14 protein-coding genes are annotated in these 19,091 nt (G+C 47.6%); 3 read left to right on the forward strand and 11 right to left on the reverse strand.

Going from position 1 to position 19,091, the window contains the following annotated elements; all coding sequences use genetic code 11:
* Window position 1: 1 nt before the first annotated feature.
* The gene (gene rbsK / locus BAZ21_RS20385; RefSeq protein ID WP_068504592.1) at window positions 2-880 is read right to left on the reverse strand and encodes a ribokinase; all 879 of its coding nucleotides are present in this window, start codon (window positions 878-880) and stop codon (window positions 2-4) included.
* Window positions 873-1,901: a LacI family DNA-binding transcriptional regulator gene (locus BAZ21_RS20390; protein ID WP_068504594.1), complete on the reverse strand. Its 1,029-nt coding sequence runs from the start codon at window positions 1,899-1,901 to the stop codon at window positions 873-875. Before BAZ21_RS20390 ends, rbsK begins: the two co-directional genes overlap by 8 nt.
* A gap of 158 nt (window positions 1,902-2,059) precedes the next feature.
* Here BAZ21_RS20390 and BAZ21_RS20395 point away from each other — a divergent pair, with 158 nt between their 5' ends.
* A complete protein-coding gene (locus BAZ21_RS20395) occupies window positions 2,060-2,785 on the forward strand; it encodes a DsbA family oxidoreductase (RefSeq protein WP_068504596.1) in 726 nt (241 codons plus the stop codon).
* Between the two features lie 62 nt (window positions 2,786-2,847).
* Here BAZ21_RS20395 and BAZ21_RS20400 read toward each other — a convergent pair whose 3' ends face one another.
* Complete coding sequence (locus BAZ21_RS20400) at window positions 2,848-3,636, reverse strand: SDR family oxidoreductase (RefSeq protein WP_068504598.1); 789 nt, start codon at window positions 3,634-3,636, stop codon at window positions 2,848-2,850.
* Window positions 3,637-3,861: 225 nt separating this feature from the next.
* Window positions 3,862-4,833 (reverse strand): copper amine oxidase N-terminal domain-containing protein, encoded by a 972-nt coding sequence (locus BAZ21_RS20405; RefSeq protein WP_068504600.1) that lies wholly within the window; start codon window positions 4,831-4,833, stop codon window positions 3,862-3,864.
* A 249-nt stretch (window positions 4,834-5,082) separates the two neighbouring features.
* Between BAZ21_RS20405 and BAZ21_RS20410 the strand changes: the two genes are divergently transcribed.
* Window positions 5,083-6,000, forward strand: a complete 918-nt coding sequence (locus BAZ21_RS20410; RefSeq protein ID WP_068504602.1) for an AEC family transporter — start codon at window positions 5,083-5,085, stop codon at window positions 5,998-6,000.
* Window positions 6,001-6,437: 437 nt separating this feature from the next.
* Here BAZ21_RS20410 and BAZ21_RS20415 read toward each other — a convergent pair whose 3' ends face one another.
* From BAZ21_RS20415 to BAZ21_RS20445, 7 genes are all read right to left on the reverse strand, one after another.
* Complete coding sequence (locus tag BAZ21_RS20415) at window positions 6,438-9,617, reverse strand: X2-like carbohydrate binding domain-containing protein (RefSeq protein ID WP_068504604.1); 3,180 nt, start codon at window positions 9,615-9,617, stop codon at window positions 6,438-6,440.
* 496 nt (window positions 9,618-10,113) lie between these two features.
* Window positions 10,114-11,283 carry a M20 metallopeptidase family protein gene (locus BAZ21_RS20420; RefSeq protein WP_068504606.1) on the reverse strand — a complete coding sequence of 390 codons (1,170 nt, stop codon included), beginning with the start codon at window positions 11,281-11,283 and terminating at the stop codon, window positions 10,114-10,116.
* 114 nt (window positions 11,284-11,397) lie between these two features.
* A complete protein-coding gene (locus BAZ21_RS20425; RefSeq protein ID WP_068504608.1) occupies window positions 11,398-13,515 on the reverse strand; it encodes an ABC transporter ATP-binding protein in 2,118 nt (705 codons plus the stop codon).
* 42 nt (window positions 13,516-13,557) lie between these two features.
* Entirely contained in the window at window positions 13,558-14,454 is an 897-nt protein-coding gene (locus tag BAZ21_RS20430; protein ID WP_068504610.1) for an ABC transporter permease, read from the reverse strand.
* A gap of 30 nt (window positions 14,455-14,484) precedes the next feature.
* Entirely contained in the window at window positions 14,485-15,411 is a 927-nt protein-coding gene (locus tag BAZ21_RS20435) for an ABC transporter permease (RefSeq protein ID WP_068504612.1), read from the reverse strand.
* 52 nt (window positions 15,412-15,463) lie between these two features.
* A complete protein-coding gene (locus BAZ21_RS20440) occupies window positions 15,464-17,080 on the reverse strand; it encodes an ABC transporter substrate-binding protein (RefSeq protein ID WP_084011791.1) in 1,617 nt (538 codons plus the stop codon).
* A 285-nt stretch (window positions 17,081-17,365) separates the two neighbouring features.
* Complete coding sequence (locus tag BAZ21_RS20445) at window positions 17,366-17,875, reverse strand: GNAT family N-acetyltransferase (protein ID WP_068504616.1); 510 nt, start codon at window positions 17,873-17,875, stop codon at window positions 17,366-17,368.
* 114 nt (window positions 17,876-17,989) lie between these two features.
* Between BAZ21_RS20445 and xerS the strand changes: the two genes are divergently transcribed.
* On the forward strand, window positions 17,990-19,090 hold the full coding sequence (xerS, locus tag BAZ21_RS20450; protein ID WP_068504618.1) for a tyrosine recombinase XerS: 1,101 nt from the start codon (window positions 17,990-17,992) through the stop codon (window positions 19,088-19,090).
* Window position 19,091: the final 1 nt, after the last annotated feature.

The raw sequence follows: 19,091 nt of genomic DNA on the forward strand, positions 1-19,091 counted from the left end.
ATTATAATTGCTCCTCCACTTCACGTCGGGTCGGCATACCACCCTGGGCTCCAAATTTGGTAACGGACAATGAAGCAGCGCGATTAGCGAATTTCACACTGTCAGCCAGCGATTTTCCTTCAGCCAGTGCCACCGCAAATGCAGCGTTGAATGTATCTCCAGCACCTGTCGTATCAACGGCTTCTACTTTATAAGTAGGAACTACAACTTCCTGTTCACCGTCGAAGAACCGTACTCCATTGCTGCCTTCAGTAACAAACAGCTTGTTTGGATACTTGCGCAAGGCTTCTTGAAGACTCATATCCTTGAACATGATGGCAGCTTCATGCTCATTTGGCGTAATGTATGTCGCGTTCGCAATCACACTTTCTTCCACTTCACGAGCCGGAGCAGGATTGAGCAAGAACGGTATTTGGTACTTTGCACAAATTTCGCTTACATAAACAACCGTTTCCGCCGGTATTTCCTGTTGAATCAACACCATATCCGAGCTTCGGATGACATCGAGCGCTTCTTCCACATAGGCGGGCGTCACTTCATTATTGGCTGCTTTTACCACGACAATACTGTTATCGCCCTCAGCCAGCACAATATGTGCTGTACCACTTTCCATATGTGTAACCGGTTTCACACAGCCGATATGGACATTATTTTCCTCAAAATTGCGTAAAATCTGTTGTCCAAAATGATCATCCCCTACACGCCCAATCATCGTTACGTCCGCTCCAAGACGGGCTGCAGCTACTGCCTGATTAGCGCCTTTGCCTCCAGGCACGGTTGTAAAGCTTTCGCCCAACACGGTTTCCCCTGCACCAGGGCGCTTGGATGAAGTAACTACGAGATCCATTGAACTGCTTCCGATAATCGAAATTTTAGCCATGAAAATCCACCTTTCTCGTCGTTTCCCGCTCAATGAATTTGACGGGCAACTGTATGCTTGAATGAGTAAGTATATTTGAATGAAGATTTGGTGTGCTTGGCTTCATTGCTTGCGATTGCTCAATCAGTTGAATCAGCAAACCTGCCGCTTCCCAGCCCATTTCATAAGCAGGCTGGCGAATCGTTGACAAAGGCGGGAACAGCAAGCTGCTTAATGGTATATCATCAAACCCGATAATTTGAACATCATCCGGGATTTTTTTACCTAATCGATGTGCCTCATGCATCACCGCTGTAGCCACAATATCGTTACTGGCGATAACCCCGTCCGTATCCGGATGCTTGCTGAACAGCTCTTTGGCCCACGATTCCGCATCCTTGAACGAAAAGGACGTTGTCTCGACGACATGATAAGTAATGTTCAATTGCTGAAGTTCTTCAACCGCTCCACGAAAACGATCCTGCGCCGGACGAATATGTGCGGGACCCTGCAAGACTGTAATTTGTTTGCTGCCACGTGCAACCATTTCCTGAGCAGCCAGTCGACCACCATGGGCCCCGTCCGCATATACGGAAAGGTTGTCACTGGAAGTCCGGTCAAGAAAAACGACAGGAATTTTCAGCTTGGCGTAGCAGTCGGCGTCTGGATCATTGGTAGATGAAATGACTCCAACAACATTATTTTGCGTAAACGTGTCCATGTAATCCAGTTCTTTTTGGCGATCTTCATCGCTATTGCCAAAAATAATTCGAAAATCATTTTCCTGCATTCGATCCTCCACCCCGCGAGCCAGCAAGGGAAAGTAAGGATTCGTAATGTCCGGCAAAAGCAGACCAATTAATCTGGATTTCTTTTTATACAAAGAACGAGCGACCTCGTTGGGTTTGTAATTCAGCTGCTTAACAGCCGCCTCAACCTTCCGGCGTGTGTCCTCATGCACATATCCGGTTTCATTAATAACTCTGGATACGGTCGCTACAGAAACACCTGCATAGCTGGCGACCTGTTTAATTGTTGTCATAATGTAGTTTCAACTCCAATGTGTAACCGGTTACAGATATAAAATATCACAGCATTTATTTTTTTACAAGCATTATTTATTTGCACGTTAAACACTTTGGGCTTATAATCCATATTGTAACCGAATAAGTTTCATCTTTGATATGGAGGCTTTTCCTTATGAATATTGAAGTTTGGTCAGATTTTATGTGCCCGTTCTGCTATATTGGCAAACGCCGTTTGGAACAAGTACTGCAGCAATTTCCACACCGCGATGAGGTGAAATTAACGTTTAAGAGCTTTGAACTAAACCCGGATGCTGTAAAAGATAGTGGTAAGACGATTAATGAAGAGCTGTCAGGTAAATATGGCGTCAGTCTGCAAGAAGCACAAGCAATGAATGACCGTATGAACGAAAATGCACGCTCTGCAGGTTTGGAATACAACATTCACGCGATGGTGCCGACTAACTCTCTTGATGCTCACCGTTTGACACATTGGGCTCAAACACAGGGCAAAATGCTGGAGCTGAGCGAGCGTTTATTCCAGGCTGTCTTTATAGAAGGCAAGCATACCGGCGACCATGAAGTGCTGGCGGCATTGGCTGCCGAGGTTGGTTTGGATCAGAAAGAAGCTGCTGCTATATTGGCCAGCGACCGCTTTACGGATGAGGTTCGTGCCGATGAAGCCGAAGGCGCTGAGTTGGGCGTTCGAGGTGTGCCGTTCTTTGTGTTTGATCGGAAATTTGCGGTTTCGGGCGCTCAGCCGGAGGAAGTGTTCCATGATGCTCTGCAAAAAGCATGGAGCGAACGTTCCCCATTTACGATGGTAAGCGCAAACTCCTCCGAACATGATGCAGGCGGTGTTTGTACTGACGACGGTTGTGAAATTCCTCGCCAGAAATAAAGCTTCAAAAAAGCGTGCCTAACAGTCGATGAACTCCGCTGCTGGCACGCTTTTTTTTATTTTTATAACGATTTAATCATTCCGCCATCAACAAGAATGGTACTGCCTGTCAAATAGGATGAAGCTGTCGACGCCAGAAAAGCAACGACTTTACCAAACTCCTCAGGCTCCCCATATCGTCCCAACGGAATGCCCTCTTCTGCTTGCCTGCGAACCTGATCTGCCGTTTGGGAAGTTTTCTCTGCCCGAAGCTCATCCAGGCTGCGAACACGATCTGTTGCAATTCTCCCAGGTGCTACAGTATGTACCAGAATATTGTAAGGAGCTAATTCCATAGACAATGTCTTCGCCAGTCCAGCAACCCCAGTGCGCAGCGTATTCGAGATAATCAGGCCAGGAATCGGCTGCTTCACCGAAGAGGAAGCAATATTTAAAATTCTGCCGCTTTGCTGTTTTTTCATATATGGCAGAGCCTCGCGAATCAATCGGATATGACTAAGTAAATTTTGCTCAAAGGCCTGCAGCCAAACTTCATCCGTAAAGTCATCAAAAGTTCCCGCTGGAGGCCCACCCGCATTGTTAACCAAAATGTCGATGGTACCATACAAATCCACTGTGCGGCGGATGGCCTCGGAAATATGTTCTGGTTTTGTTACATCACAAACTACATATTCAACCCGGCCACTCGCTGTTGCCTGTAATTCGGCCTGTGTCCGCTGAAGCTCGGCTTCGTTCCGTCCCGAAATCACGACATTCGCTCCTTCACGCGCCAGCTCCCGTGCGCTTGCCTTGCCAAGCCCTTTACTGGAACCCGCAACAAAGGCAGCCTTTCCCGTCAATCCCAAATCCATGTTTGCCACTTCCTTTTCTCTGTTATCTCAATTTAATTGTACACATGCCGAGCACGTAATGCGAGTAACCTTTCCTTTTGAACACAGAAAATTCTTTGATGTCAAACTAGCTTTTCGCCAGTAAAGGGAATGACGAAACCCTTGATTCCAAGATCAAATAGAAAAGGCTCTGACGATTTAGTCAAGAGCCTTTTCGCTTTTACAAGAATTTGTGTTCACAGCACATTAGGGTGTTGATGTAGGCGTTGATGATGTTGGCTGCTCGTATATGACCACAGACTGGCTCTCAGGCTCCCATTTAACATTGGCTCCCAAGGCCTCTCCGATTACCCTTACAGGCACCATTGTCATCTCATCCACTATGGATGCCGGCTGCTCGATAGAATACGACTGACCGTTAATATATACGTTGGAGCTGTTAACAAATAATTTGACAGTTACGCCGTTACGAGTGACAATAACAGCCTTTTCTTTCGGAAGCCAGGCAACCTTCGCATCCAAAGCTTCGGAAGCTGTTCTAAACGGAACCAGTGTGGTTCCATTGCGATTAATCGGTTTGGTGTCGTATTGTTTACCGTTCACGAACAGCTTCATACCCGACTGCCGTCCAGCTTTCTTCGAGAATTCACCTAGCTTTTTGTAGCTGTCCAGATCAGTCACATCAGCCAGCACCGCCTCCTCTTGCATGTAAACGGCATCTGTTACATTTCCATTTTGAGCCAGCAGATCAGCTGCCTCAGTCAGTGCTTTACCTGAATTCCGGATCGATTCGAGTTCAGCAATCTGCTCCTGAGTCAATCGGTCCGGGTATTTCGTAAGCAGCAGGTTCGCAATAACCGCCCCTGCCAGCTTGTCCTTCGTATTTTCTACCGCATTAAGCAGACCCTTGTACCCGTTGTGTCCCTTGTGACCATTGTGGCCTTTGGGCTCCCCATATGTATCATCCGTTACTGCAGCAGGTGCAGCTTCACCCTTTTTGCCAGGTGCTTTATCGTTGAGGTTTTTGGACTGATCATTGCCTAAATCATGCGGTTTGCTTACTTTTTCCCTGCTCTTTTCATTCACGTCTTTAACAGTCGTCTTTGCTTCCTGCTTGTTCTCTTGACCATTTCCGCGCCCCTGCTTGGCTGCAGCGGTTCCTGCTGTCAATCCCAAGACCAGTATACACGCTAATAAGGCTGTCCAAGTGTTTCTCATGATGCGATTCCTCCTTATAGTAAGACCGGGCTTCAATGTCCCTAGATGTATTAACGGCTTCTATAAGCTGATTCTTTATCTATTTTTTAACTAATGGGTGAAACGCCGATAGAGCCGCAGCGTAGATTGCCAATCTAGTCTAAAATTTTATTATACGCCTAACCGATTTCCACAGTATAATGAAAATTACACATGCATTTTTAAGCATCAGCCTTTACATTCGCATAATAGAAAGAAGATGAAACAGACATGTTTGGCACTATTCTTTTGGACGTTGTTTTACCTATTTTTGTACTCATTGGCTTGGGGTGTATCATGCAATATTATTTCCGGCTGGATTTGTACACCTTGGCTAAAATCAATTTTTACTACATCACCCCTGCGGTAGTGTTTACGGGCCTTTATAATTCGGAAATATCCTTGATGCTCATGGGTGAGGTTTCGATTTTTTATGCCTTATACATAGCTATTCTGTACGTGATCAGCACAACCGTCGCCCGATCTCTGAAATACACCCCCGGGATGCGCGGAGCCTTTACGAACAGCGTTATGCTAGATAATTCAGGAAATTACGGTCTGCCAATCAACCAATTGGTGTTCAAAGGTGATCCACTGGCCATTTCTGTTCAAGCTCTGATCATGACCTTTCAAAGCTTTGTTACGTTTACATACGGTACATTTGTTGTACAAAATGGCAAAGCCAATACCCGAAGAATTTTAATTAATTTTTTGAAAATGCCTGTACCCTACGCGCTTGCGCTGGGCTTGCTGCTGAATGTGCTGCATAGTCCATTGCCCCATTTACTAACTGAGCCTTTGAATTATATCAGCCAATCGATGGTTGCCGTTGCTCTGCTTACCTTGGGGGCGCAAATTGTGCAATACCCCTTCCGCTTGCGCCGTACAGCCGTGTATATCAGTATGATACTGCGCCTGATCGCAGGTCCCATAGTCGGTTTTCTGATTGTATCGCTGCTTGGTCTCAAAGGAATTCCAGCTCAGGCACTGCTCATTGCATCCGGTATGCCTACTGGTGTTAATACAAGTATTCTGGCGGAAGAATATAAAAATGAACCTGATTTTGCCGCACAAACGGTATTGCTTTCCACGATTGTAAATGTCATAACGATGACGCTGTTAATTTCAGCATCCCGGTACCTTGTATGACGGGTATTCCCATCCCACAGTTTAAACGCCTTTTCGAACGAGGGCGTTTCTTTTTTCACTAAATAAAGAACGTATGTTCTGTTCTTCTCTCTCTTTTTCTTATGGTGGATGTGTGTTTTATGGAGATATGAGGCAACAAGAGATGATTTTTCTATTCTGAATTTTTCATATAGTGAAATAGTTATTACAGAAATCTGCAACCGTCTCTTTTTACATTGGTAAGGCTAGCTTGACACTTTCTTATTTTGCCTCGTTCAAAAGCTGTACATGCTCCAAAATGTTTACCGTCCGAAGCCTGCAATAATGGCTGGACCGCAAAAAGCCAGCTCACTCATACAGAGTGGCCGGCTTCATTGCGAACTTTAAACAGTTGCAGGACTTGCAAGGCTTATTGCTGAAAAACTAGCCTTGTGTGCCTCTAATATGTCTAACTAGATTTACGGTTCAATTCCCCACTGTTTGCTGCCAGATAAATAAGCGGTTATTTTGCTTGAATCCTTCATGCTGCTTGAGGCACTGTCAAAGGAATAATCATCGAGCTGTGAATAGTTGGTCCAATCCACCTTGGATATCCGGGTTTGCACCTCGACACTTTGACCAGGCTCTAAATAACCTGCTGTAGATTTAAAGCCGATTTCCGCGTAAGTATCCGCTCCTGCTTTTGGATTGGATATTTTCTTAAAGCTGGCGAATACATTGGATGCGCCGTAGTTAGACCAATCCGTGAAGAAATTCAGGTCTTTCTCCCCGTTTATGGTAAAGTAATAGCGCAGCGTCACATCCGCTAATGAAACGCGGGAAGTGCCTGTGTTAAAGATTTTAATTCTAGGATTAATTGTATTTGTTGTATCCATCAAACTGCCGTTGTATGCCTGTACCTTCAGAACGCCCTGCTCTGTTCCAGGCTCAGTCCCTGGGTCAGTACCCGGATCAGTACCGGGATCAGTGCCTGGGTCTGTTCCTGGATCGGTTCCCGGATCAGTACCTGGGTCCGTCCCTGGATCAGTTCCCGGGTCACTAGGTGTGTTGTCCTTCACTGTAACGATAAATTGAGCATCGCCACCTGTATTGAAATGGAACGTCAATGATGTGTCTCCTTTTGGGAGTGTGGACAAATACTTACTGGAAAGGGTTGCCTTTTCGCCGTCGAGTTTATAATCCTCACCTTTCTTTAAAACCGTGCTGCCCTGCTGGATTTCATCCAGCGTATTGCCATTCAGTGTAAGTTTGACAGAAATATCAGCATAGCTGTCGTCCGGCCCATAGGTTGCAGCCGTAGGAGTAATCGTGGACTGAGCCGGAGGCTCTTCGCCGCTCAAGCGGTCCGCCACGAGAATTCCCCGTCCATTGGTTCCCAGATACGCCCGTCCATATACCCGTGGGTCGCCGATAATCGTCGTCACCCGTGCATACTGATGTTCGTCATCATTAATGCGCACCCAGTTCGCGCCGCTATCATCCGAACGGTAAAATCCACGTACACCATCGATTTTGCCGACGATGAATACGGCTGCATTTGTCCGGTTCGGAGCCGCTTTGCCGAAGCCGACAAAGTCTGCTTGCTCAACATTATCCAGCTTGGTGAAAGTGACGCCGGAATCCTTGGAATGCCACAAGCCGTACGGTCCTCCATCCTCGGAGCCCCCGGCCAACCACACTTCTCCTTCCACACCACGGACAGCACCGATATCCGCATTGCCTTGGTTTGGCAATCCAGTTGCCGCAGAAGCCTTGAAGGAAGCCCCTCCATCGGTGCTCGTATATACTTTTCCAGCCGCAAATGCGTAGTATTTGTTCGGGTTCACCCGGTCAGACGCGATCTTGGCATTTGCCGGAACACCTGTGCTCGCTGTCCACGAATTACCGGATGTCTTGGAGTAAAATACTCCTTTGTCAGATGTGCTCCAGAGCAAGCTGTTGCCATCAGCAGCTACGGCAATGCTGCCTCCTCCTGCAGTTCCGGAAGGCTCGCTGTTGGCTTTATACCAGTTCGCTCCGCCATCATGGGAGAATCCGATGGATTTGGCATTTGGATCTTTTTTGTAATCCGCCTTGCCAACCCGTGCCATAAAGCCGGGATTTGACTCTGAATAATCTATGCTTTCGCTGCTTGTAAAGGTTGGATTATCCAGCATTTTAGCTGGAGCCTTGAACAAGTCGTCATGTCTAAAGCCGGAGACATCACCGACTCCGCTCACCAAAGGGGCACCGCTTGGAGGACTCACCAGATCCAGAATGGCCGTTTCCTCTATCCCCTTGGCTGCCACCGAAATGTCAATCTTTCCGCCTTTATCCCAGTTGGTCAGATTTTTGGAGCCATAAATTGTAGCCCCCGTACCATACATCATACGATCTGAATTGAATGGGTCAATCTCCAGATCTCCGATCATCCAGCCAAGCTTCGGAGAAACCTCGGGCGGGGCAGGAATCGTATTAAAGGTCAGCCAAGGCGCGGCTGTGATATCCTGATTGTATCTCAGCTTGCGATTTGGATAATATTCGAATTCCCAAATAGGGCTCCAGGTTGCCCCGCTGTCTGTGCTGCGATAAATAAGTGCATCCGGCCACCAGGAATTCAACGTAGACACCATCAGAGTACCCGGCTTCTGCGCATCTACTGCCAATCCGCCATATCCAAAATAATTGTCCGAACTGCTACTGGCGACAGGACTTATGTTGGTCCACTGCCCGCTCGCGGTATTCAATTTCCACACTTCGCCCTTTGTCCCGTCATAAGGACCGGCTCCATCACTATACGTAATGTACAAATTTCCGTCCGAGGACAAAACGCCATGATGCGGCAAATAACCTGTTGGTTGTCCCGCTACAGCAGACCAGGTCTTCCCGCCGTCCGTACTGCGGTACACACTTTCCTTCTTATCGGCTACACCCACATAAATCGTCTGAGTCGCTTTGTCGGAAGAGCCTGTTTTTTTATCAAACGTAATCCAGGCCAAGCCTATGTTATCACTTGTATACTCATTTGAAGGGTCTTGCACGAAGTCCCCGGGATTCGGGAAGCTGGCCACCTTGCTCCAGGTCACCCCGTAATCATCGCTTCTCCACAAACCGTTGCCGCTGCGTGCCCCGAAGAATAAAATATTGTTCTTATTCGGGTCAATCGTCAGCCGTTCACCCATCGAACGTCCTGGCATGTTCCCCCCGACCTTAAAAGGAAGCTTGGTTGTCTTCCACGTATTGCCCCGGTCGGTCGAACGCATAATTTGCCCATTTTCCTTGTCCCAGGAATTGGTATACGTACCTGTGGCAATATATACCCGATTGGGATCGACAGGGTCGGTGGCCAGCGCGTCTACCCCATTTTTGTTCCAGTCATCCCAGCCGACGGAATCCGTCAGCGGAATCCAGCTCTCTTTGGCAGCATCCCAGCGGTAAGCCCCTCCGATATCCGTACGGGCATATATCAGATCCTTTTCCTTTTCATTAAAAATAATACCGGGCACAAACCCGCCGCCTCCGCCTGTAACTACACTCTTCCAGCTGTACTCATCGCTTGTTGGTGCCGCATGCACCTGCGCTGCTATCCCCGGCCAGGAAGCTCCTGCGATCATGAGCGCCAGACACGCAACGCCCAATTTGCTTTTTGCCTTTTTCAATGAATGCCATCCTCCCTTTTCGTTTGAACATACTTCATACTTGTTGTCAAAAATTAGCCAATTCGATCCTCCGTTTCATCTCGTTTCAGCCCACAACTCAAACTGACTTCTTCCGACTGCACCTCCAATCATGCGATGAAATAGTAAAAAGAAGTCACCAAAGAAGCCTTTCCTTTCCAAATAAGGGCTTACATTGTGCATCTCATTCAATACATTCGTCATTTTTCTCCTATTTCCTTGTGTAAAAATTCAAGAATATGTAATATTACCTATATAATTTATGTACTTTTACTCCTGCTAAATCGCCCCATTTACCGCTTATTCCACCTATTTTTCTCTATTTATAATTTTTCATATATTGAAATAATCATTTAAATTTCTTGTTTTTGCATATGTCAAAATTCCTCGATAAATGCAAAAAAACCGCGCATAGCGCGGTTTAAGCGATTCTCGGCCGTAGCTGATACCCCGGCTGAATTCAATTAATTCCATATTATTACATATACTCAAGCGCCAATGCTAAAAAAATGCTGCCCGCCACCAGCAGAGCACGCTCATCGAAATCAAAATGAGGATGGTGATGGGCATAATGGGTTCGTTCATCCTCATTACGGGCACCAACATGGATGAAGGCTCCCGGTCGATGCTCCAAATAATAAGCAAAGTCCTCTGCCCCCATGACAGGCTTCAAATCCAGAAAAGCGTCTGCTCCGTACAACCTGCCGACAAGCTCCCGCACACGTTCAGTTTCGGCTTCAGCATTCACCAAAGCTGGATAGCCGTTCAGATAGTCAATTTCGTATCCGGCGTGATAGGCTTCCGACAGCCCCTTGACGATACTGCGGATTTCATTTTCGATTTCCTTGCGCACTTCTTTATTGAACGTACGCACGGTTCCTTCAATTTTTGCCTTGTCCGCAATCACATTGAAGGCAGTTCCCGCTTGAAACACGCCTATTGTCAGCACGGCTGACTCTATAGGGTCCACCCTGCGACTGACCACCTGCTGCAATCCGTTGACAATTTGACTGCCAATTACGATCGAATCCACCGTCTGATGCGGGCGCGCACCATGTCCGCCTCTGCCATTGATCTGGATCGTAAAAGCATCAACAGCCGCCATTGCCGGACCACTCTTTAAACCGATTTTACCGAAAGGAATTTCAGAGGAGAGGTGAATTCCATATACCGCTTCCACCCCATCGAGACAACCATCCTCAATCATAAATTTGGCTCCGCCCGGCGGTTTTTCTTCTGCATGTTGAAAAATAAACACAAGCTTCCCCTTCAACGCACTACGATTATGACTCAATACGCGGGCCACTCCCAGAAGGGCGGCCGTATGACCATCATGTCCGCATGCATGCATAACACCGGGAACAGTCGATTTATAAGGCGTATCCTTTTCATCCTGAATGGGAAGCGCATCAAAATCAGCACGGAACGCAATCGTTCTACCCGGCTGGCCACCTTCTAAAAATCCGAGCACACCGTTCCCGCCCACATTCGTTCTTACCTCAATACCAAAAGAGCGCAATTGATCGGCGATAAATGCAGATGTTTTCGTTTCCTCAAAAGAAAGCTCGGGATGCTGGTGCAGATGTCTTCTCCACGCAATTAACTCCTGTTCGCTGTCTTTCAGTTCCTGAAACCATTTTTCAAGCATAATACCCTCTTTTCCTATTGATTTGATATGATTCTATCTATAGCTTAACACGGATTGCTGGAATAATCTCCTATCGTGCCAATCAGTCGATCAGACCAGAGTCAGTTCTTTTGTTCAAGCCGGATAATGACAAGCAGCATAATGTCCTGTACTGATCGCTGTCAGCTCCGGGGATTCCTCACGACAGCGCGAAGTCGCCAGCGGGCAGCGGGTATGAAAACGGCAGCCGGACGGTGGCTTCGCAGGCGAAGAAATCTCGCCTTGTATCGTAATCAGCTCCCGTCGAATTTTCGGATTGGGATTGGGAATGGAAGCAACAAGTCCTCGGGTATACGGATGAACCGGGTGCCTGAATAGCTCCTCACTAGGCGCAATTTCTACGAGCTTTCCCAAGTACATAACCCCAATTCGATCCGAAATATGTCGGACAATGTGTAATCCGTGCGCAATAAACAAATAGGTCGTTTTCAGCTTACGCTGCAAATCCTGGAGCAGATTAACAATCTGCGCCTGCACGGAAACATCCAGAGCGGACACTGCCTCGTCTGCCAAAATAAATTGGGGTCGCAGCGCAATCGCACGGGCAATGGCAATCCGCTGACGCTGACCTCCCGAAAATTCATGCGGAAAACGCGTAAGCAGCGAGGGGGATAATCCAACTGCGCTCAGCAGCTCCTCAACCCGTTCCTGCTTAGCCTTGCCACTCAACCCTTCATGAACCTTAAGTGGCTCCCCGATGATATCTCCCACATTCCACCGTGGATCAAGTGACCCGTAGGGGTCTTGAAAAATCATCTGTATATCACGGCGAACGGATCGTAATTCAGAGGTTCCTAAACGAGTCAACTCCCGATTTTGAAACCATACCTGCCCGGAGGTCGCCCGTTCGAGCTGCATCAGCAGCCGACCCAAGGTTGACTTTCCACTGCCGGATTCACCGACCAATCCAAAGGTCTCTCCCTGACGGATCGAAAACGATACATCATCCACCGCGCGAATGGAAGCACCATTCCGACCGAGGAAGCTTTTTTTCACTGGGTAATATTTATGAAGTCCATCCACCCGGAACAAATCCTGCCTCTTCAGCCAGGTAGCCGTACCTGTTCCATTAGATGTTGCAGACTCCCTTGCCTGTAAGCTGATACTGCTTGTCCCTACTTTGTCGGCAGAAGATATGTACGTCACTTTTGCCGCGTCTTCAACATCAGCACCCGAAGACTGCTCTTCAGCCGTTTCCCCTGAAATTTGCCAATCACCCGACGCAGCCAATTCCTCGAAATGCCAGCAAGCTACCTCGCGTCCATCCTGAATAGACAACGGCGGCGCTTCATTTTTGCATTGATCCGTTGCATATGGGCAGCGCGGGTGGAATAAGCAACCGGACGGCAGCGCACTCAGGCTCGGAATCGCCCCCGGGATTGAAAACAGCTTGCTGCTTCGGTCTGTATCCAATGTTGCTACCGAACGAAGCAAGCCTCTTGTATACGGATGCAGCGGCTGCTCAAACAGCTCCTTCGTTGCCGCCTGCTCCACAACGCGCCCGGCGTACATCACGACGATACGATCCGCGACCTCAGCCGCAATGCCCAAATCATGCGTAATCAACAAAATCGACATATTGAATTCTGCCTTTAGTTCCTGAAGCAGCTGTAAAATTTGCGATTGAATCGTTACATCCAACGCTGTTGTCGGCTCATCGGCAATCAGCAGCTCCGGACCGCATGACAGCGCCATCGCAATCATCGCCCGCTGCAGCATTCCACCGGACAGCTCTCCGGGATACTGCTTCATACGGATTTCCGGCTCAGGAATTCCTACCCTGCTCAGCAAATGAACCGCATGAGCCCATGCCTGCTTTCGTGACTTCCGGTCATGCTCCATGATGATTTCCATCAGCTGATATCCAATGGTATATACCGGATCAAACGCCGCCATCGGCTCCTGAAAAACCATCGCCATCTTTTTACCGCGAAGTGATCGTAATTCCTGCTGCGACAAAGCGGTCAAATCAATTCCCTTCAAGCGAATGTGCCCTTGGGCAATTCGTCCGTTCTCATAATCGATTAACCGCATAATCGCCTTGGAGGTAATCGTTTTTCCACTGCCGGATTCACCGACGAGGCAGACCGTCTCTCCCACCCCGATGGTCAGCGATACGTTATCGAGCGCCTGCAGTAAACCTTTTGAAGTGTGAAAATCGACTGACAGATGTTCTATCTCCAGCAATGACAACCTTACTCCCTCCTTCTCTAGCACGAATAACCTTCCTGAAGGCTAATTTATATTCTTTTTGGGGTCCAGCCGGTCCCTCAGCTTGTCACCCAAAATATTGACCGACAGTACGAATAATGTAATGGCCAGGCCAGGAAAGGTGCATATCCACCATGCCACTGTCAAATACCCTCGCCCTTGAGAAAGCAGCGTTCCCCAATCTGGAATTTCCTTAACTGTCCCTAGTCCCAGAAAGCTTAGTCCCGATCCGGCCAAAATAGAACTGCCGATTCCCAGCGTCGCCATCACAAGCAGTGGGGACAGGGAATTAGGGAGCACATGTCGCCAAAAAATACCGAAAGGTGTAACTCCGATGGAACGTGAAGCCGTTACGTAAGAACGTTCTTTTATACTCATAATCTGTCCCCGCATCACTCTTGCATAACCGGGAACAGCAGATATGGCTACCGCCAGCACGATATTAGACAGGCTCGGCCCGAGAGCCGCGGCAATCGCCAATGCCAGCAAAATGCCTGGAATAGTCATCAAAATATCAATACAGCGCATGAGCACCGTATCGACTATGCCGCCGATGTAGCCTGACCATGCCCCAATGATTCCACCGGCCAAACCACCTACGAGCACCGACATAAAACCGATCCATAGGGAATCCCGACTTCCATGAACGACCAGACTGAATACGTCGCGCCCAAAATAGTCCGTTCCGAACCAGTGAGCAGTACTAGGACCCTGTAAAATCTGATCGCTTAACATTTCTGTTGGTGCATATGAAGTAATCCATTGCGGAAACGCCGCACAGGCGATCACAAATATAATAATCAAGCCGGCCGCATAGGCGAATACGTCCGATATTCCTCCGAAACGCAGTCTTCCCGTGTGCGGAACGAGCCGTTCCTGCTTTTGCTTCCAGACTGTTTTCGCCGCCATCGTTTCTCTCATTAGCCTTCCTCCTCCCTGATTCCTGCCGACTTACGCCGAACGTCTGACCCTTGGATCAATAAATGTGTAAGATATGTCCACCAGTAGATTTACAATGACATACATGATGGCAGAAAATAACACAACTCCCTGCACAACCGGCAAATCCTTAGCCATAATGGCATCCGCAATCAAACGCCCGATGCCTTGCCGTGAAAATACCGTCTCGCTTACAACCGCTCCAGCCAGCATTTCCCCCATCAGCATCCCAATCATCGTTATCGCTGGAATTAACGCATTACGCAGTGCATGACGATACATAATAACCCTCTCTGATAAGCCCTTGGAGCGGAGTGTGACGATAAACTGCTCATGAATGACCTCCAGCATGCTGTTACGCACCATTCTGACAATAAACCCTGCTCCAACAATGCCCAGCGTAAGAGCCGGAAGCACGAGCGTTTTCCAGCCGTCCGAGCCCATCGCAGGCAACCACCCCAAGTGAATGGAGAAAATGAGCAGCAGCAAAATACCAGACCAGAATGTAGGCATGGAAATACCGAACAGCCCGACCATCCGTGCGATTATATCAATTGCTTTATTCCGATGCATGGCCGACAGCACTCCGAGCAGTACACCGATAATGACCGAGACAGCAGAACCGGCAAGCGTCAGCGCCAGGGTAGGTGGAAGATTGACCCATATTTTAGGCAGCACCGGATCGGCATTCAGTAGTGATTTTCCAAAATCGCCTTGCAGCAGCTTTCCAAAATAGCTCAAAAACTGAACATGAAAAGGCTGATCCACTCCCAACTTATGACGCAAATTGGCGATCATCTCTGGTGTAGCTGTCGAGGGGTCCAAAATGGAATCCACCGGGTCCCCCGGAAGCAAATATAAAATGGTGAACACCAGGATACAGGAACCCAAAATAACCAAGAGAGAGGTAACAAATCGCCCCACAACTGCTCTAACCATGACGTACATGCTCCTTTCTGTCTGGAATGTTCCCAGAGCCCATATAGAAAGCTTATTTTTGAATACGCACATCGTTAAACAGCGGATAACCGACTAAATCAAATGTAAGACCTTGTACGGACTTGGCAGCTCCAACCGTATAAGGAAATACGTAAACCGGAATGATGACTGCCTGATCGCGGATGAATTGTTGCACCTTTTTGTATATCTCCTCCCGCTTGGCATCATCCTTTTCAACAGCACCCTGCTCCAATAGCTTATCAACCTCCGGGTTAGAGAAGTTAGGAAGTGTAGGCCGCTGATTTGGAGCCGCTGTGTGGTAAAAGGCATACAGGGCGTTCGGGTCCACATTAACCTGACTATTTCCGTAAAAATCATAGTTGCCGTTCGTAAATACAACCGTTGACACATCCTTGGTAATTTCAATCTTCACATCAACCCCGATTTTCTTAAGCTGTTGCTGAATAATGGCTGCAATGTCGTTGCGCTTTTCACGATTCGGCGTGCCATCTACATAATGCAGGGTCAGACGTTTTCCATCCTTCATTCGAAAGCCATCCGCACCTCTTACCCAGCCCAGTTCATCCAGTAACTGATTGGCCTTGTTAACATCCGGCTGCAAGCCGTTTTCCAGTGATTTGTCATATCCAAAAATTCCCGGAGTAAGTGACGACCAAGCCTGCTCATACGTTCCCAGGTAAAGCGTTTTGACAATGGTTCCCACATCAATGCCATATTGCAATGCCTGTCTGGCCTTCAATTCATTCCACGGCGCCTTCTTCTGGTTGATGAACAGCGTGTACGGTAAGCCCAGTGTATTGACCTGCAGCAATTGAAAATTAGGGTCGCTCTTCAATGTTAAAATATTTTGCGGCGGGACGGTTTCTGCAGCCAGCGTCTGTCCACTCTGTACACTGCCGATCCGGGTCGCTTCCTCCGGCACGATTTTAAAGGTTACGCTGTCCAAATACGGGGCTCCCTTGTTCTCAATGGTTTCCGGTGCCCATTTGTAATCCGGGTTGCGCTCAATTTTGATTTCCGCATTTTCGTCCCATTTTACAAACTTGAACGGGCCTGTGCCCACCGGATGCTTGCCGAATTGATCCCCATATTTCTTAACTCCTGCAGGAGAAACAATGGCTACTGCCGGAATCGTTAAATTGCTCAAAAATGCTCGTGATGGTCGTTTCAGATTCAGCTTAATGGTATATTCGTCAATCACTTGCGAGGATTCATACGGGGCCAGCAAGTTAGCGGCATTACCGACTACGGCTTGCGGATCAATAATCCGATCATAGCTAAATTTGACGGCTTCCGCATTGAAAGGAGTCCCGTCGTGGAACTTGACGTCCTTACGCAGCTTGAAAGTATAGCTTTTGCCATCCTCTGAAATGCTCCATTCGGTCGCCAGCCAAGGCTTGATTGTATTGTCCGGAAGCTTTACGACCAAATTATCGTACAATGCCCGATACACTCGGGATGCTACCGCCAAGCCACTCTTATGCGGGTCCAAAGAATCCGGCGATGTCGCCAGCGCATAGGTCAGATCGCCACCTTCTGCGGTTTGCCCCCCTCCCGCTGCATTCATCCCGGTATTTGTGGAACTGGCTCCGCCATTGCCCGAGCATGCCGACAATACCAGCACCAGTGACAGAGTTAGGGTAACCATCTTTGCATATTGACTTGTTCGCTTCACCTGAAAACACTCTCCAATCTTAGGGGTAATGTATGAATGCATTGCATTTTTGAGGCCGATGTTTCATTGTTGATAATTCCAATGAGTTATATATGAATTATACAAATAACTGTATACCTGCATTTTTATAGTGTCAATGCAGGTTCTAATTGGAATGATCTATGGATGGATAGAAGACTTGAATTGACAACAAAAAAAGAGCCGACTGGATCATCGCCTCGACTCTTTTTTTGTTCATAGTATATTATTGTGAATTTTTCATGTATTGAAAAACTGACTTATATTCCCTCGTACGGGATGTGTCTGTTCCCTGTAATCCCCATTCGTATAGCGATCAATCACCTTGCGCCAAAAGGATTGTGCCGGTCTATTCGTGCTCATCTGTGTCACCTTCCAACGCCCGGCAAAACGTCCAAACAGCTCATGAGCCGCCCAAGTTCCAACGCCATTATGCCGATAAGGGCGAAGCACAAAAAACTCAGCCATATAGTAGTCAGCCTCCCGATTGCTGGACATTCGGTCAACCAGCGCGAAGCCCACAGGAATATTCTGTCTCCATATTAAAAAAGGCAGCTTTTGTTCACCGCTCGTCCAGTACTGATACAAATCCGGGTAAGCCGGGAATGTACCATTCTCAGTAACATCAATTCGAAGATAGGCTGTAAAATCATATAAATAAAATTGCATGAGCTGCACAATTATGTCCTTCTGCGACTCTGGTACACTTTTTATGGACAACTTAAGTTCGGATTTGATATTATACCCCATACTTTCACCCCTCTTGGCGGTTCCGTGCATTCTTTACTTGGATTACATCCCATCCAGTGCTGTTCAAAATATGTTAAAATACATATATATTATGACCGGACGAGGTGAAACCCAATGAATATACAAAAGATCATCGACCGGCGCAAACTGGATGAAAAAATGCCGGGTCTACCGTGGTACGTACAGCAATTTATGGATTACAAGCTTCCCGACCTATCCCCCTCTACCCTTCTGGAATATGTACGGGATTATGAAGCTTTTTTTTCATGGCTTCGCTCGGAAGGCTTGTCTGCCGGAGAAACGAACGCCCAAGTTACGCTGGAAGAATTGGAGACACTTCATATGGACAGCATTACAGGTTTTCGTTTGTTCCTGTCCACTAAGCGCGAAGGCTCCAACTCCCGCATTACGATTTCACGCAAGCTATCGTCTCTTCGTTCCCTCTTTCATTATTTAAGTCAGATCGCTGAGGATGAAAATTTTTACCCGTTGCTCAAACGCAACATTATGGCCAAGGTGGAAATCAAGCGCATACATAAACCCAAGGATACAGCCGCCAAGCTCAAGGGAAAAATATTGGAAGAGGAAGAGCTGCTTGAATTTATCGGCTATATTTATGAAGGCTATGGACACGATCTGGCCGACAATAAGCAGGCGCTATACTCCTATGAGCTGAATAAGGAACGGGATGCCTGCATCGCCAGTCTCATTCTGAACTCAGGTCTGCGCGTGTCCGAAATCGTCAATCTGAACATGGATGATCTGGATCTAAACAATAAATTACTATATGTGTACCGCAAAGGCAATAACGATGAAACGTTTAAAACACCGGTGTATTTCCGCGAGCAATCCAAGGATGATCTTGTACTCTATTTGTCACTAAGACATACCCGTTACCGTGCTCCAAAAAAAGAAAAAGCTCTCTTTGTAGCACGACCCAACGGCAGCACGGAGGGCAAACGGATGACCAAAAGAGCGATCCAGGCGATGATCATCAAGTACGCCAAACGGTTCGGCAAGCCTTACCTAACCGTTCACAAGCTCCGCCATTCGTTTGCCACCGACTATTATTTGCAAAATGATATCTACAAAACCAAGGAACAGCTCGGGCACGCTTCGACAGAAACGACTGAAGTCTATGCCCACCTAACCGACAAAACCATGTCTCAAGCGATTGAACGGCGGCTGGAGTCTCAAGCTGAATCATCCGATTGAT

This window comes from Paenibacillus kribbensis, assembly GCF_001705305.1.
Classification (GTDB): Bacteria; Bacillota; Bacilli; order Paenibacillales; family Paenibacillaceae; genus Paenibacillus; species Paenibacillus kribbensis_B.

What these genes read in the sequence shown, in the direction of transcription:
- xerS (WP_068504618.1), top strand. Translation starts at nt 17,990, where the DNA reads ATGAATATACAAAAGATCATCGACCGGCGCAAACTGGATGAAAAAATG.
- BAZ21_RS20445 (WP_068504616.1), bottom strand. Translation starts at nt 17,875, where the DNA reads ATGGGGTATAATATCAAATCCGAACTTAAGTTGTCCATAAAAAGTGTA.
- BAZ21_RS20405 (WP_068504600.1), bottom strand. Translation starts at nt 4,833, where the DNA reads ATGAGAAACACTTGGACAGCCTTATTAGCGTGTATACTGGTCTTGGGA.
- BAZ21_RS20400 (WP_068504598.1), bottom strand. Translation starts at nt 3,636, where the DNA reads ATGGATTTGGGATTGACGGGAAAGGCTGCCTTTGTTGCGGGTTCCAGT.
- BAZ21_RS20430 (WP_068504610.1), bottom strand. Translation starts at nt 14,454, where the DNA reads ATGAGAGAAACGATGGCGGCGAAAACAGTCTGGAAGCAAAAGCAGGAA.
- BAZ21_RS20395 (WP_068504596.1), top strand. Translation starts at nt 2,060, where the DNA reads ATGAATATTGAAGTTTGGTCAGATTTTATGTGCCCGTTCTGCTATATT.
- BAZ21_RS20440 (WP_084011791.1), bottom strand. Translation starts at nt 17,080, where the DNA reads ATGGTTACCCTAACTCTGTCACTGGTGCTGGTATTGTCGGCATGCTCG.
- BAZ21_RS20410 (WP_068504602.1), top strand. Translation starts at nt 5,083, where the DNA reads ATGTTTGGCACTATTCTTTTGGACGTTGTTTTACCTATTTTTGTACTC.
- BAZ21_RS20420 (WP_068504606.1), bottom strand. Translation starts at nt 11,283, where the DNA reads ATGCTTGAAAAATGGTTTCAGGAACTGAAAGACAGCGAACAGGAGTTA.
- BAZ21_RS20390 (WP_068504594.1), bottom strand. Translation starts at nt 1,901, where the DNA reads ATGACAACAATTAAACAGGTCGCCAGCTATGCAGGTGTTTCTGTAGCG.
- rbsK (WP_068504592.1), bottom strand. Translation starts at nt 880, where the DNA reads ATGGCTAAAATTTCGATTATCGGAAGCAGTTCAATGGATCTCGTAGTT.
- BAZ21_RS20435 (WP_068504612.1), bottom strand. Translation starts at nt 15,411, where the DNA reads ATGGTTAGAGCAGTTGTGGGGCGATTTGTTACCTCTCTCTTGGTTATT.